This is a genomic window from Janthinobacterium sp. CG3, assembly GCF_000344615.1.
Taxonomy (GTDB): Bacteria; Pseudomonadota; Gammaproteobacteria; order Burkholderiales; family Burkholderiaceae_D; genus Janthinobacterium.
Genome location: NZ_KB467824.1, coordinates 3,907,429 through 3,920,725, shown reverse-complemented (window position 1 = coordinate 3,920,725; position 13,297 = coordinate 3,907,429). Strand labels below are relative to the sequence as shown.

Genomic DNA, 13,297 nt, shown 5'->3' with positions numbered 1-13,297 from the left:
TCCGGGCGCGCAAACGCAGGGGAACGGCTACAATCGTTTCCCATGCTTACCATTCTCACCGTCACCTTTCCCTTTTTCGCGCTGGTGCTGTGCGGCTACGTCGCCGTGCGGCGCAGCATGCTGCCGCTGGTCGCGATTCCCGGCCTGAACACCTTCGTGCTGTTTTTCGCGCTGCCCTGCATGTTGTACCGCTTCGGCGCCGTCACGCCGCTGGCGCAGTTGCTCGACCCCGGCGTGTTCGGCGTCTACCTGCTGTGCGCGCTGGTGATGGTCGGCGTGACCATGGCCGCCACGCTGAGCCACCGCATCGACTGGAACAACGCCGCCTTCGGCGCGTTGGTCGCGGCCTTTCCGAACACCGGCTTCATGGGCGTGCCGCTGCTGCTGGCGCTGCTCGGACCGCGTTCGTCGGGGCCGGTGATCGTCACCATCGTCGTCGATATGGTCATTACCAGTTCGCTGTGCATCGCGCTGTCGCGGGTCGGCGGCGCCGACGGGCAGGGCGGCCGGGCGGCGGTCGGCAAGGCGCTCAAGGGTATGCTCGGCAATCCGATGCCGTGGGCCATCGTGTTGGGGGCGTTGACGTCGTGGCTGGGGCTGGCGCTGCCCAAGCCGTTGATGCAGACCGTCGGCCTGCTGGCGGACGCGGCCTCGCCAGTGGCGCTGTTTACCATCGGCGCGGTGCTGGCGCGCTCGCAGATGAACAGCGCCGACGCCTCGCCGCTGGGCGAGTTCGTGCCGGTCGCGCTGAAGAAGTTGATCTTGCACCCGCTGCTGGTGCTGGGCGTGGGCAACGCGGCGATCGCGCTGGGGCTGCCGCTGGAGCGCTTCGCGCTGACCGTGCTGGTGCTGGTGGCCTGCCTGCCGAGCGCGAGCAACGTGGCGATGCTGTCGGAGCGCTTCGGCGCCAACACCGGGCGCATCGCGCGTATTATCCTGGTGTCGACGGCCTTGTCGTTTTTGACGTTTTCGGCGGCGGTGGTGTTGCTGACTTAAAGCCAAGGACGCAACCCCGGGGTCGGACGGGGACGGCGCGTCCCCGGGGGGCTGGTCCGGTTATTTACATTGCCGGCCGCACCAGCGGCGCCATCGGGTGGTCCGCGCCCAGCCCGGCGGCGATGCTGCGCTTGTCGCGCGCCGAACGGTTCTGGCTGGTCTTCCATTTTCCTTCGATGCGCGTCAGCGGGATTTCGATGCCGACGATGGCCGCCAAGGTCTTGGCGATGAAATCGGGCGGCGCGTCGTCGACGCGCCACGGCGCCGCCTGCGCCGCCTCGTGGCGCGCGGTCAGCCGCTCCAGCATCGCCAGCAGCCACTGCGGGTCGTCGATCGCGCGCAGCCGGCCGTAGCCGTGCACCACCGCGTAGTTATAGGTTGGCACCACCTTGCCGGTGCGCGCCTTTTCCTCGTACCACGCCGGCGTGATGTAGGCTTGCGCGCCCTGGAACAGCACCAGCGTGTCGGCCTCGTGGCGCCACAGCGGATTGGCGCGCGCGACGTGGCCGCGCAGCACGCCGAACGGCGCCTCGGCGGTCGGCGCGCCGACCTCGAACGGAATGTGGTCGGCGCCCAGGCCGGCGGCGCCGTGCGTCACCACCGCGCCGAGCGGGTGGGCGTCGATCAGCGCGTGCAGCACGTCGAGGCGGGATTCTTCAAACAGGGCCGGTTGGTACATGCTCAGCCCTCCGCTTCGGCGACGACGATGTCGGTCTTGAGCGAGTTGGCGATGTAGCACTTCTGGTGCGCCAGGTGGTGTATCGCGGCGCGCGCGGCGGCGTCCGGCAGCGCCGCGCCGGAGAAGGCGATCGACGGGCGCAGCGTGATGCGGGTCATCGCCACGCGGCCCTCGGCGTTGCGCGCCAGCTCGCCCACCGCGTGGTCGCTGTAGCGGTCGACAACGAAGCCGCGCTGCGCCGCGATCGACAGGAAAAACAACATGTGGCAGCTCGACGCGGCGGCCACCAGCGCCTCCTCCGGGTCGAGGTTGGCCGGGTTCGACATCGGCGGCGGCACCGATAGCGGCGACGACGAGGCCGGCACCCGCAGGCCGCCGTCGAAAGACCATTCGTGGGCGCGGCTGTAGCGCTGGTCGGCGAACCCTTGTTGGCCCCGTTCCCATACCAGTTTTGCTTCGAATTGCTGCATGATTGCTCCTATTGGGGTTGACGGACGATGCAGCCCTTGTCCACGGCGGCGAAGCCGATCTTGGGCGTTGGATGGAAGGTAAGCCATCTTAGTGTTCAATTTGGCTTTTTAAAAGATCCAATAAGTGCTATTTTAAAAATACCAATTCAACGAGGCCGCACCATGCACATCACCGCGATCCTGACCGCGCTGCCGCTTGACCGGGCCGATCCGGCGCCGCTGTTCCGCCAGCTGTACGCGGCCATCAAGGACGCCATCCTGCGCGGCGCGATCGGCCCCGGCATGCAGTTGCCGCCGACGCGCGAGTTCTGCCGCCTGCTGGCGATTTCGCGGCAAACCGTGCTGAACGCCTACGCCCAGCTGAGCGCCGAGGGCTACCTGAGCGGCAGTGTCGGCAAGGGCACCTTCGTCAGCGCCGACCTGCCGATCGCCGGCGCCGGCGCCGGCGCGCCCGGGCTGCTGCGCCCGCTGTCGGCGCGCGGCGAGGGCTATCTCGCGGCGATGCGCCAGGTCGCCTACCACCGCGGCAAGTTGCGCGCCTTCCGGGTCGGCATGCCGGCCATCGAGCATTTCCCGTTCGACGTTTGGAGCCGGCTGGAGGCGCGCCGCTGGCGCCGGCCCGACCACCTGATGGGCTACAGCGACCCGGCCGGCTACCTGCCGCTGCGCGAACTGCTGTGCGTGTACCTGAAGGCGTCGCGCGGGGTCAACTGCACGCCGCAGCAGATCGTCATCACCTCCGGTTCGCAGCAGGCGCTGTACCTGCTGTCGACCATGCTGCTCGGCCCCGGCGACGCGGTCTGGATGGAGTCGCCCGGCTACCGCGGCGCCAGCGGGCCGTTGCACGCCGGCGGCGCGCGCGTGTTCCCGGTGCCGATCGACGCGCAAGGGTTGGACGTGGCCTACGGCGCCGCGCACTGCCCGCAGGCGAAGCTGGCCTACGTGACACCGTCGCACCAGTTGCCCCTGGGCGTGAGCATGAGCCTGCAGCGCCGGCTCGAGCTGCTGGCCTGGGCCGCCAAGGCCCGGGCCTGGGTCATCGAGGACGACTACGACAGCGAATACCGTTACACCGGCGCGCCGCTGGCCTCGCTGCAAAGCCTGGACCGGGCCGGCTGCGTGGTCTACGTCGGCACGCTGTCGAAGGTGCTGTTCCCCGGACTGCGGCTGGGCTACCTGGTGGCGCCGCCGGCGCTGGCCGGCGCGCTGGTGCAGGCCAAGGCGGTGCTCGACCGCCACACCGCGATCGTGCCGCAGATGGTGCTGGCCGACTTCATCGCCGAGGGCCACTTCGGCCGCCACATCAAGCGCACGCGCGAACTCAACGCGGGGCGGCGCGCGCTGCTGATGGACGGCATCGCGCGCGACCTGGGCGACTTGCTGGCGTGCGGCCCGGCCGACACCGGGCTGGAACTGTGCGTGCATTTCCGCCGCGGCCACGACGAGGAGGCGGTGGCGCGGGCCGGCCTGGAGCGCGGCATCGAATTGCGCCCGCTGGGCCACTATGCCGACGCCGGCGCGGCCGCCGAATGCCGCGCCGCGCCCGGCCTGCTGCTGGGTTTTTCGGCGATTCCCGAAGCCGAGATCGCGCACGGCCTGAAGGTGCTCGGCGCGATCCTGCGCGGCGGATAGAGCGGATACCCGCGCGCCGCCGCGGCTTGCTGATTTATACTGTGCGTCCCCACTTTGATCAGGCTCCGTCATGACCGTCACCCGCTGCAGCTGGGCCAACCCTGCCAACCCGCGCTATCTCGCATACCACGACAGCGAATGGGGCGTGCCCTGCCACGACGAGACGCGCCTGTTCGAGATGCTCAACCTGGAGGGCGCGCAGGCCGGCCTGAGCTGGGAAACCATCCTGAACAAGCGCGAAACCTACCGCGCCGCCTTCGACAACTGGGACGCGACCACAATCGCCGCCTACGACGCCGACAAGGTGGCCGAGCTGCTGGCCAATCCCGGCATCGTGCGCAACCGCCTGAAGGTGGCCGCCGCCATCACCAACGCGCAGGCCTACCTGCGGCTGGTGCGGGAGGGCGGCAGCCTGGACCAGTTCCTGTGGTCTTATGTCGACGGCGAGCCTATCGTCAACAGCTGGCAGCCGGGCCAGTTCCCGGCCAAGACCGAGCTGTCCGAGCGCCTGTCGAAAGACCTGGCCAAGCGCGGCTTCAAGTTCGTCGGCTCGACCATCGTGTACGCCTACATGCAGGGCATCGGCATGGTGAACGACCACGCCACGACCTGCTTTTGCCGCGCGCCGCGCTGACCCCGTGAGCGCCTACCTGGACGGCAACGGCTTGCCGGCGCGTTGGGCCGGCATGGCGCGCTGCGTCATCCTCGACACCGGCTTCGGCGCGGGCCAGCAGTTCCTGGCGACGCTGGCGGCGTGGCGCGCCGACCCGCGCCGCGCGCGCCGCCTGCACTACATCGCGCTGGCGGTGGCGCCGGACGCCGTCGCCGCCATGCCGGCCGAGCTGCGCGAACAATGGCCGCCGGCGCTGCCGGGCCTGCATCGCCTCAGCCTGGAAGGCGGCGACGTCACGCTCGACCTGATGTCCGGCCAGCCCGACGCCTGCCTGGCGCAGGTCGAGGCCCGCGTCGACGCGGTCTACCTGGCAGCGCCGCTGCGCTCGGCCACGGCGCTGGCGCGGCTGGCGCTGCCGGGCGCCACGCTGGCCGCGCCGGCGGCGCTGGAGCCGGCGCGGCGCGCCGCCCTGTCCGCCGCCGGCTTCGCCTTCGCGGCCGGGCAAGGCACGGCCCGCGCCGTGTTCGCCAGCCGCCAGCCGCGGCCGGCGCGGCCGGCGCCGACCGAGCGCCGCGCCATCGTCATCGGCGCCGGGGTGGCCGGCGCCGCCGCCTGCGAGCGCCTGGCCGCGCGCGGCTGGCAAGTCACCCTGGTCGAGCGGCACGCGCTGCCGGCGCAGGAGGCGTCGGGCAACCTGGCCGGCATCTTCATGCCGCTGCTGTCGCAGGACGACAACCCGGCCACGCGCCTGGGCCGGGCCGCCTACCTGTTCGCGCTGCGCCACTGGCAGCGTCTGGGCGGCGTCGGCGGCGCCTTCACCGGCGCGCGCTGCGGCGTGCTGCAACTGGCGCGCGACCCGGCCCACGCCGGCTTGCAACGGCAGATCGCGGCGGCCGCCGGCTATCCGCCCGAGTACGCGCGCTGGCTGGAGCGGGACGAGGCCGGCGCGCTGCTGGGCGCGCCCGCGCCGGACGGCGGCTGGCTGTTCGGGCAGGGCGGCTGGGCGCGCCCGTCAACGGTGTGCCAGGCCATGCTGGACGCCTGCGGCGCGCGCCTGGAGCGGATTTTTTCAACCGGCGTGCGGGAGCTGGGGCGGCGCGGCGGCGAGTGGCTGCTGCGCGACGCCGGCGGCGCCGTGATCGCGCGGGCGCCGACGGTGGTGCTGGCCAACGGCTGCGGCGCGACGGCGCTGGCGCAGGCGGCCGGCCTGCCGTTGTTGCCGGTGCGCGGCCAGGTGACGCACCTGGCCGAGGGCAGCCTGCCGCAGCCGCCGCTGGTGGTGTGCAGAGAGGCTTACATGACGCCGGCGTTCGACGCCACCGTGTGCGTCGGCGCCACCTACGACGCCGACGCCGATCCCGGGTTGCGCGCCGCCAGCCAGCGCGAGAACCTGGAAAAAATCGCCGACATCCTGGCGCTGCCGGTGCTGGACGCGCCGCTGGCCGGGCGCACCGGCTTTCGCTGCGTGGCGCCGGACCGCCTGCCGCTGGTCGGCGCGCTGCCCGACGCCGGCGCGGCCGCGGCGGGGCGCTGCGAGCGCCTGCGCGACGTGCCGCGCTGGCCCGGTTTGTACGGTTTGCTCGGTTACGCCTCGCGCGGGCTGATCTGGGCGCCGTTGGCGGCCGAACTGCTGGCCGCGCAGCTTGACGGCGAGCCGCTGCCGCTGGAGGCCAAGCTGGCCGCCGCGCTCGACCCGGCGCGCTTCCTGCTCAAGGAGCTGCGGCGGCGGTCTTGAGCGCCGTGCGTTGGCGCGGCCGCGCGCCGCCCGTGCACGTTAAGGACGAAGGCTGGGGGCAAACCTCCGGGTCGCTGGCGGAATGTGTCGCCGGGTGTAACAGCGGTTGCGCTCGCTTGCCGTATTAACTATATTGGTATTTTTTACATGGCGGTCGACATGGATAAGCGGGTAGCCGGGTACGACCTGGCGCGGGCCTTGGCGGTGATCGGCATGGTCGTCGTCAACTTCAAGATCGCCATGCACGCGAAGGTGGCCGGCGCGCCGGGCTGGTTGCGCCTCTTCGACGTCATCGACGGGCGCGCCTCGGCGACGTTCGTGATACTCGCCGGCGTCGGCTTGTCGCTGCTGTCGGCGCGCGGGCGCGCCAGCAACGACGCCGCGCAGATCCGCGCCGACCGCGTGACGCTGCTCAAGCGCGCCGCCTTCCTGTTCGCCGCCGGCCTGTTGTACGTGCAGATCTGGCCGGCCGACATCCTGCATTTCTACGGCGCCTATCTGCTCATCGGTGCCGCCGCGCTGACCTGGCGCAGCGGCGCGCTGCTGGCCGCGGCGGCCGCCATGGTGCTGGGTTTCGCGCTGCTGGCCAGTTTCCACAACTACGAGCAGGGCTGGAATTGGCAGACGCTGGCGTACGCCGATTTCTGGCGTCCCGCCGGCTTCCTGCGCAACCTGCTGTTCAACGGCTTCCACCCGGTCTTGCCGTGGGCCGGCTTCCTGCTGCTGGGGCTGGCCCTGGGTCGCCTGGATCTGCGCGCGCCGGCGGTGCGCGCGCGCGTGTTCGGCGCCGGCCTGCTGTTGGCGCTGGCGGTCGAGGCGGCGGTCTGGTGGGGCGCCGGCCACGCCGCTCCCGGCGCCGGCGTCTGGGCCGTGGCGTGGTCGTCGCAGCCGATGCCGCCGCTGCCGCTGTACTGGCTGGCGGCCGCCGGCAGCGCCTGCGCCGGCATCGCCGCCTGCGTCGCCGCCGGCGAGCGCTGGCGCGACGCGCGCTGGCTGGCGCCGCTGGTGCACACCGGCCAGGTCGCGCTGACGCTGTACGTCGCCCACGTGGTGGTCGGCATGGGCCTGCTCGACGCCGCCGGCCGCCTGGAGGACCAGAGTTTCGCCTTCGCCGTCGGCAGCGCGCTGCTGTTTTGCCTGGCCGCCGTGCTGTTCGCCCACCTGTGGCGGCGCCGCTTCCGGCACGGCCCGCTGGAATGGCTGATGCGCCGCTGCGCCGGCTGATTCCGGGCCGCGCGCTTGCCGCACAGGCTATAATTTGACTTTGGCAATGTTGCATGCCGGCCCAGTGGAGCCCATCAAAATGGAAGACCAAACCAGCTCGCCCGAGCTTTTCCTGTTCCTGGCGTCGACCGTGCACGACATGAAGAACTCGGTCAGCGTGGTCAGCGGCACGCTCGAATCGCTGCTGGCCGCCAACCCGGCCGCGAGCGCGACGCCGTACCCGGAAATGGCGCAGATGCTGTACCAGACCAAGCGCCTGAACGACAACCTGATCCAGCTGCTGGCGCTGTACAAGCGCGTCGGCAAGCCCGGCTACCCGTTCGACGTCAACCCGCAAATGGTCGGCCAGCTGGTCGAGCAGGTGGTCGCGCAGGAGCGGGTGCTGCTGGCCTCGAAGGGCATCGCGCTGCAGACCAGCTTTCCGCCGGAGTTGATCTGGTGCCTGGACGAGGACTTGATCATCGGCGTGCTCGGGCACGCCATCAACAACGCCATCCGCTACACCCGCGACACCATCCGCCTGTCGCTCGCGCAGGTCGGCGACATGCTGGAAATGCGCGTCGAGGACAACGGCGGCGGCTTTTCGCCGGCGCTGTTGGCGGCCGGCGCGGCGGCCATGGACGGCGGCTCCGGCGGCGTCAACTTCTCCACCAACAGCACCGGCCTGGGCCTGTATTTCGCCAGCGAGGTGGCGAAGATGCACAAGCACCGCGAGCGCAGCGGCGCCATCGCGCTGGAAAACGGCGGCGCGCTCGGCGGCGGCTGCTTCATTCTGCGGCTGCCCTGATGCGCGCGCCAGCCGCCGCGCCGGGCAAGCCCGACGCCGCCGCCCAGCCGGAAACGGCGGTGCTGAGCGCCGCGCCGACCGCCTGGGCCGACAAGCACTACCTGCTGGTTGACGACTTCGTCGGCATCCGCATCCTGCTGCGCGAATCGCTGCGCAACCTGGGCGCGCGCCATATCGACCAGGCCGCCAGCGGCGGCGAGGCGATGAAGATGCTGGCCAAGACGCGCTACGACGTCGTGCTGTGCGACTACAACCTGGGCGAGGGCAAGAACGGCCAGCAGGTGCTGGAGGAAACCCGGGTGCGCAACCTGACCGCGCCCAGCGGCATGTGGCTGATGGTGTCGGCCGAGAAGAGCGTCGAGTCGGTGATGGGCGCGGCCGAGCACCAGCCGGACGCCTACCTGATCAAGCCGATCACCGAGGGCGTGCTGCTGACGCGGCTGAACCGGGTCTGGCACAAGAAGCAGGTGTTCCGCGAGATCGACCAGGCCGTGCTGGAGAAGGACTACCTGCGCGCGGCCAGGATGTGCGACGCGCAGATCGAGCACAATAAAATCCATGAAACCGATTTGCTGCGCATGAAGGCCAGCCTGCTGCTGAAAAGCGGCGAGCCGGAGAAGGCGCGCGCCGTCTACGAACGCGTGCTGGCCGAGCGCGACTACAACTGGGCCAAGGCCGGGCTGGCGAAGATCCGCATGAACAACGGCGAACACGAGGCGGCGCGGCAGATGTTCCAGGGCGTGATCGTGGAGAACCGCTACTACATCGACGCCTACGACCAGATGGCCACGGCGTTCCAGCTGATGGGCCAGGACGAGGAGGCGTGCAACGTGCTGGAGAAGGCCGCCAAGCTGTCGCCGAACTCGGTGCCGCGCCAGCGCAAGCTGGGCTTGCTGGCGCTCAAGCTGGGCAATACCGCGCTGGCCGAAAAATCCTTCCGCAAGTGCATCGCCATCGGCGAATACTCGGTGATGAAGACGGTCGACGCCTACCTCGGCCTGGCGCGGGTGTGCGGCATCAAGAACGAGGCGAAGGAGGCCTTGCAATGGCTGCTGATGGCGCAGCGCGAATTCGGCGGCGAACAGATCGATTTGCGCCTGAAAATCACCGAGGGCCTGGTGCACCACGAAAGCGGCGACTACCGGCGCGCCCGCAAATGCGGCGACGAGCTGGAGGAAATGCTCAAGCAGGACCCGGCCCGGCCCGACACGCCCATCTGCATGGAATTGGCGACGCTGCTGTTCGCCGTCGGCGTCAAGGACGCGCCGGCCGAGCTGCTGTGCTACGTCATCAAGAACAACCACGACAACCAGGTGCTGCAGGACGACGTGCAAAAAATCTTCGACAAGGCGCGCATGGCCGAGGAGGGACTGGCGCTGATCCTGGCGTCGCGCAAGGAGGCCTCGGACTTGATGAACAAGGGCGTGCTGTTGTGGAAGACCGACAAATTGGGCGAAGCCGTCGCGTGGATGCGCGCGGCGCGCCTGAAGCTGCCCAACAATATGCGCATCCTGTTCAACAGCGCGCAAATTATCATCTCGCACCTGCAACAGCACGGCTTCGAGCGCGCCTTGTCGGACGAGGCGGTGGGCGTGCTGCTGCACGTCGACCGTATCGCGCCGGGGCAGCAGCGTTTCGCCCAGTTGATGGAGCAATTGGCCGCGCTGGCGCCGGTTGGCGAGGCCGCGCGCGAGGCCGAAGCGGCGGCCGAGGCCGCCGCAGCTGTGGCGCAGGGGTAGGCTTGTTGACGAGGAATCGTGTTTCTGGCGTGTCGAGTGATAAACTACGCTTCAGCGCGGGCTGGCCCGCGCTTTCAGTGTTTCACAACGATAAGGAAGAAAATATGCGTGATGTCGCCAAAGAAGTGTATCAAAAGATGAAGGTAGGCAGCATGGCTTGGGTCCGTCCCGTCGCCGCCAAGGGCGATACCCTGCCCTCGTTCCAGACCGCGCACGACAGCGCCAAGCAACTGGAAGAAGAGGGATTGATCACGATCGGCGAAGTCAAACGCCAGGACGATGGCCTGATCGAGGCGATCCGCATCCAGCGCCTGGCTTAAGCCGGCGCAGGTAACGCTAGCGTGTCGTCAACGCTAAAAATCTAGCAACGGCAAGGAGCCGGGGCCGGACCCCAGCCTTTGCCCTTGGTTTTCGCGGGCAGCCGCTTACGCCTTGGCGGCCTTGACCGCTTTCGGTTTGGCCGGCGCGCGTTTGGCCGGCGCCTTGACGCTGGCCTTGTCGACCGCCGCCGCCGCCGCCGGTTTCGCCGGTTTGTTGGCGGCGTTCAGCTTGGCCGCCGCGTCGGCCGCCGGCGCGCCCGCGCCCGCGCCCGTCACGGCGTCGGACGCCATGGCGGTGCTCACGGCGTTCTTGAACTGGTCCTGCAGCAGATTCCACCAGGCGGTGGGATTGGTCATCGGCGCCGCCGCCGCGTCCGTCAATGGCGGCGCAAGCGGCGCGGGCGCCGCCTTCGCTTCGGCTTGCTTTACTTCGGCCGCCTTCGCCGGCGCCGCCGGGGTAGCCGGTTGCTGGAAGAACGCCGATGCGTACGGCACCGATTCAAACAAGGATTTTTCGCTGGCGCCCGGCTGTTTCACGGCGGCGGCGAACGAGGCGCCCATCGACTTCAGCGTGACGATGGTACCGCGCTGCACTTCCAGCGCCTGGATGCTGCCGCGCAGCATGCTCATGTTCAGGTTGAGCCAGGCTTCGACCGCCTTCAAGTCGCTGATTTTCTTGTCCAGCTCCTCGACCGACAGCGTCGGCGCGGTAATGCCCGGAATGCTCATGCCCGGCACGCCCATGCTGCCCCACAGGTTTTTGACGAAATCAAGGGTGTCCGTCATGACCGCGGCGCCTGGGATGTTGGGCATTTGAGGTGTTGCCATATTGAGTCTCCGTTGGGGATGGTGTGCCCTTAGCGTAGCAGATAAAACGACACCCTTCACAAATAGTTGGCCCTATTGATCTGGCGCAAATGCGGCCCCCGCGACGGCGCCCGGCCCGAACGCGTTAAACTAGCGCCATGACGATTGCCCCCCTCTTTCCCGCCCGCCGCCGCCGCGCGTTGTTGTTGTGCGCGGCCACCGTTGCGCTGCATGTCCTGGCGCTGGACTGGGTCGCCGCCCGCATCGGCCCGCCGCGCGACGCGTCGGCGCCGGCGCCGACGGTCACGGCGCAGTTGCGCCTGGCGCCGCCGCCGACGGCCGTCGCCGCCGTGCCGGCGCCGCCGGCCGAGCCGGCCACGCCGACGCCGCGCCGGCCACGGCCGCAACCGCGGCCACCGGCGGCGCCGGCGCCGCCGCCGCAACCGCAACCGCCGCTCGGCGCCGCCGGCGCGTCCGGCCAGCCTGAGCCCGAGCCCGAGCCGGCCGCGCCGGCGGCCGCGCCGCGCGTGGCGGGCGACGGCGAAGCGGCGCCCGCTGTACAATCGGCGCCGGCCGCCAGCGCCGCCGAGCCGCCCGGCGCGCCGGCCGACGCGCCGCCGCAGTCGGCGCGGCGCTACAAGGTCGAGCTGCCGCCGGCGGCCGATTTCGAACTCGACGTCAAACGCGTCGACGCCGACGGCACCAAATGGAGCGGCGTGGCGGCGATGGCGTGGCGGCGCGACGGTCCGCGCTACACCTTGTCGCTCGAGGCCGGGCTGAGCGTGCTGGTCACGCGGGTTAATTTGCTGGTGCTGAGCAGCGAGGGCGGGGTCGACGACTACGGCATCGCGCCGGTGCGCGCGACCGAAAAACGCAAGGGCAGGGCGCTGACGGCGACCCATTTCAACCGCGCCGACAAACGCATCACCTTCTCGTCGAGCGCGCGCGCCTATCCCCTGCAGCCGGGCACGCAGGACAAGGCGACGCTGCCGTTCCAGCTGGCCGGCATCGGCCGCGCCGACATCAACCAGCTGGCCGGCGACATCGACCTGTTCGTCGGCGAGGACAAGGAAGCGAACATCTTCCGCTTCGTGCTGGTCGGCGAGGAGGAGGTCGACACCAAAATGGGCCGGCTGGTGACGATGCACCTGAGCCGCCCGCCCAAGCCCGGCACCTATTCGTCGCGCCTGGATATCTGGCTGGCGCCTGGCCGGCACTGGTATCCGGTGCAGATCCGCAACACCGAAGCGAACGGCGCCGTGACCACGCAAACCGTTTCCAGTATTACCTTAACTGAACCATCGGGACAATAAGACATGTCGATCACCACCTTGCAACGCACCCTGGCCGCCGCCCTGCTGGCGGCGGCGCTGGCGCCTGCCGCCGCCGCCGACCAGCACCCCAGCGTGAAACGCGCCTTCAGCGTGCCGCCGTCCGCCGACCTGAGCTATTCGATCAAGGCGCGCCAGCGCGGCCTCGGCCTGGCCGGCGACTCCACCACCGCCTGGCGCGCCGGCGACGGCAAGTACTCGGTCGCGTCGGAAACGCGCTCCGCGCTGTTCGGCAAGATCCTCGAGAACAAAAGCGACGGCGCCATCGACGACTACGGCCTGGCGCCCAGCCAGTACTACGAAAAACGCTACCGCAAGGAGCCGGGCACGGCCACGTTCAAGCGCGACAGCAAAACCATCGTCTTCGGCGGCTCCGAGCAAAGCTATCCGCTCAAGGGCGGCGAGCAAGACCGCAACAGCGCGCCATGGCAACTGGTGGCGGTGGCCCGCGGCGCGCCGGACAAATTCACGCCCGGCTCGGAATGGGCGTTTTTCGTGGCCGGCCGGCGCGACGCCGAAGCGTGGGTCTTCAAGGTGCTCAACCAGGAAAGCGTGCACACCGGCGAGGGCGAGGTCAGCGCCGTCCACCTGGTCAAGGCGCCGCCGCCGAACGACCAGGGCCAGCAGGTGGAAGTGTGGCTGGCGCCGTCGCTCGACTGGTTCCCGGTCAAGCTGCGCTTTTCCGACGACGACGGCGACTACGTCGAGCAGACGCTGGAAAAAATCACCAAGAAGTAAGCGCCCACTTCAATGACGCCGGGGACAGACCACGTTTTCCGGGAAATTCTTTCCCGAAAAACGTGGTCTGTCCCCGCTGGCGCCCGAGCCGGCCCCTCCCGCTTCGGGATTGCATGGCGGAACTGATATACTGACGCCCCCGCGAACAGTGACGCGCCGAGCGCGAATAGCAGCTATGCCCGCTCCGCCGCGAACCCAGAATGGCATCCGGAACAGAATGATTGAT

13 protein-coding genes are annotated in these 13,297 nt (G+C 69.7%); 10 read left to right on the top strand and 3 right to left on the bottom strand.

What is annotated here, in order from left to right; all coding sequences use genetic code 11:
• The first annotated feature begins 42 nt into the window (after positions 1-42).
• Positions 43-996, top strand: a complete 954-nt coding sequence (locus tag JANGC3_RS0117285; RefSeq protein WP_017877748.1) for an AEC family transporter — start codon at positions 43-45, stop codon at positions 994-996.
• 64 nt (positions 997-1,060) lie between these two features.
• On the opposite strand, the gene JANGC3_RS0117280 is transcribed toward JANGC3_RS0117285, so the two are convergent.
• Both JANGC3_RS0117280 and JANGC3_RS0117275 read right to left on the bottom strand, forming a co-directional pair.
• Positions 1,061-1,675: an FMN-binding negative transcriptional regulator gene (locus JANGC3_RS0117280; RefSeq protein ID WP_017877747.1), complete on the bottom strand. Its 615-nt coding sequence runs from the start codon at positions 1,673-1,675 to the stop codon at positions 1,061-1,063.
• Between the two features lie 2 nt (positions 1,676-1,677).
• Positions 1,678-2,145, bottom strand: coding sequence for an OsmC family protein (locus JANGC3_RS0117275; protein ID WP_017877746.1), 468 nt, complete (start codon positions 2,143-2,145; stop codon positions 1,678-1,680).
• A gap of 162 nt (positions 2,146-2,307) precedes the next feature.
• Between JANGC3_RS0117275 and pdxR the strand changes: the two genes are divergently transcribed.
• The 7 genes from pdxR (at position 2,308) to JANGC3_RS0117240 (ending at position 10,195) form a co-directional block, all read left to right on the top strand.
• Positions 2,308-3,777 carry a MocR-like pyridoxine biosynthesis transcription factor PdxR gene (gene pdxR / locus JANGC3_RS0117270; protein ID WP_017877745.1) on the top strand — a complete coding sequence of 490 codons (1,470 nt, stop codon included), beginning with the start codon at positions 2,308-2,310 and terminating at the stop codon, positions 3,775-3,777.
• 70 nt (positions 3,778-3,847) lie between these two features.
• On the top strand, positions 3,848-4,411 hold the full coding sequence (locus tag JANGC3_RS0117265; RefSeq protein ID WP_017877744.1) for a DNA-3-methyladenine glycosylase I: 564 nt from the start codon (positions 3,848-3,850) through the stop codon (positions 4,409-4,411).
• Between the two features lie 52 nt (positions 4,412-4,463).
• On the top strand, positions 4,464-6,125 hold the full coding sequence (mnmC, locus tag JANGC3_RS0117260; protein WP_035788790.1) for an FAD-dependent 5-carboxymethylaminomethyl-2-thiouridine(34) oxidoreductase MnmC: 1,662 nt from the start codon (positions 4,464-4,466) through the stop codon (positions 6,123-6,125).
• A 159-nt stretch (positions 6,126-6,284) separates the two neighbouring features.
• A complete protein-coding gene (locus JANGC3_RS0117255; protein ID WP_026133115.1) occupies positions 6,285-7,349 on the top strand; it encodes a DUF418 domain-containing protein in 1,065 nt (354 codons plus the stop codon).
• 79 nt (positions 7,350-7,428) lie between these two features.
• Positions 7,429-8,136 carry a sensor histidine kinase gene (locus tag JANGC3_RS0117250; protein ID WP_026133114.1) on the top strand — a complete coding sequence of 236 codons (708 nt, stop codon included), beginning with the start codon at positions 7,429-7,431 and terminating at the stop codon, positions 8,134-8,136.
• Entirely contained in the window at positions 8,136-9,875 is a 1,740-nt protein-coding gene (locus JANGC3_RS0117245; protein WP_017877740.1) for a response regulator, read from the top strand. The genes JANGC3_RS0117250 and JANGC3_RS0117245 overlap by 1 nt, the downstream gene beginning before the upstream one ends.
• A gap of 104 nt (positions 9,876-9,979) precedes the next feature.
• Positions 9,980-10,195 (top strand): hypothetical protein, encoded by a 216-nt coding sequence (locus JANGC3_RS0117240; RefSeq protein ID WP_026133113.1) that lies wholly within the window; start codon positions 9,980-9,982, stop codon positions 10,193-10,195.
• A gap of 105 nt (positions 10,196-10,300) precedes the next feature.
• Here JANGC3_RS0117240 and JANGC3_RS0117235 read toward each other — a convergent pair whose 3' ends face one another.
• Positions 10,301-11,023 (bottom strand): PhaM family polyhydroxyalkanoate granule multifunctional regulatory protein, encoded by a 723-nt coding sequence (locus tag JANGC3_RS0117235; protein ID WP_026133112.1) that lies wholly within the window; start codon positions 11,021-11,023, stop codon positions 10,301-10,303.
• A 137-nt stretch (positions 11,024-11,160) separates the two neighbouring features.
• Here JANGC3_RS0117235 and JANGC3_RS0117230 point away from each other — a divergent pair, with 137 nt between their 5' ends.
• Both JANGC3_RS0117230 and JANGC3_RS0117225 read left to right on the top strand, forming a co-directional pair.
• Positions 11,161-12,315, top strand: a complete 1,155-nt coding sequence (locus JANGC3_RS0117230; protein WP_026133111.1) for a DUF3108 domain-containing protein — start codon at positions 11,161-11,163, stop codon at positions 12,313-12,315.
• A gap of 3 nt (positions 12,316-12,318) precedes the next feature.
• Positions 12,319-13,071 carry a DUF3108 domain-containing protein gene (locus JANGC3_RS0117225; RefSeq protein WP_017877736.1) on the top strand — a complete coding sequence of 251 codons (753 nt, stop codon included), beginning with the start codon at positions 12,319-12,321 and terminating at the stop codon, positions 13,069-13,071.
• Positions 13,072-13,297: the final 226 nt, after the last annotated feature.

What these genes read in the sequence shown, in the direction of transcription:
- JANGC3_RS0117225 (WP_017877736.1), top strand. Translation starts at nt 12,319, where the DNA reads ATGTCGATCACCACCTTGCAACGCACCCTGGCCGCCGCCCTGCTGGCG.
- JANGC3_RS0117230 (WP_026133111.1), top strand. Translation starts at nt 11,161, where the DNA reads ATGACGATTGCCCCCCTCTTTCCCGCCCGCCGCCGCCGCGCGTTGTTG.
- mnmC (WP_035788790.1), top strand. Translation starts at nt 4,464, where the DNA reads ATGGCGCGCTGCGTCATCCTCGACACCGGCTTCGGCGCGGGCCAGCAG.
- JANGC3_RS0117245 (WP_017877740.1), top strand. Translation starts at nt 8,136, where the DNA reads ATGCGCGCGCCAGCCGCCGCGCCGGGCAAGCCCGACGCCGCCGCCCAG.
- JANGC3_RS0117275 (WP_017877746.1), bottom strand. Translation starts at nt 2,145, where the DNA reads ATGCAGCAATTCGAAGCAAAACTGGTATGGGAACGGGGCCAACAAGGG.
- pdxR (WP_017877745.1), top strand. Translation starts at nt 2,308, where the DNA reads ATGCACATCACCGCGATCCTGACCGCGCTGCCGCTTGACCGGGCCGAT.
- JANGC3_RS0117265 (WP_017877744.1), top strand. Translation starts at nt 3,848, where the DNA reads ATGACCGTCACCCGCTGCAGCTGGGCCAACCCTGCCAACCCGCGCTAT.
- JANGC3_RS0117250 (WP_026133114.1), top strand. Translation starts at nt 7,429, where the DNA reads ATGGAAGACCAAACCAGCTCGCCCGAGCTTTTCCTGTTCCTGGCGTCG.
- JANGC3_RS0117280 (WP_017877747.1), bottom strand. Translation starts at nt 1,675, where the DNA reads ATGTACCAACCGGCCCTGTTTGAAGAATCCCGCCTCGACGTGCTGCAC.
- JANGC3_RS0117235 (WP_026133112.1), bottom strand. Translation starts at nt 11,023, where the DNA reads ATGGCAACACCTCAAATGCCCAACATCCCAGGCGCCGCGGTCATGACG.
- JANGC3_RS0117240 (WP_026133113.1), top strand. Translation starts at nt 9,980, where the DNA reads ATGCGTGATGTCGCCAAAGAAGTGTATCAAAAGATGAAGGTAGGCAGC.
- JANGC3_RS0117255 (WP_026133115.1), top strand. Translation starts at nt 6,285, where the DNA reads ATGGATAAGCGGGTAGCCGGGTACGACCTGGCGCGGGCCTTGGCGGTG.
- JANGC3_RS0117285 (WP_017877748.1), top strand. Translation starts at nt 43, where the DNA reads ATGCTTACCATTCTCACCGTCACCTTTCCCTTTTTCGCGCTGGTGCTG.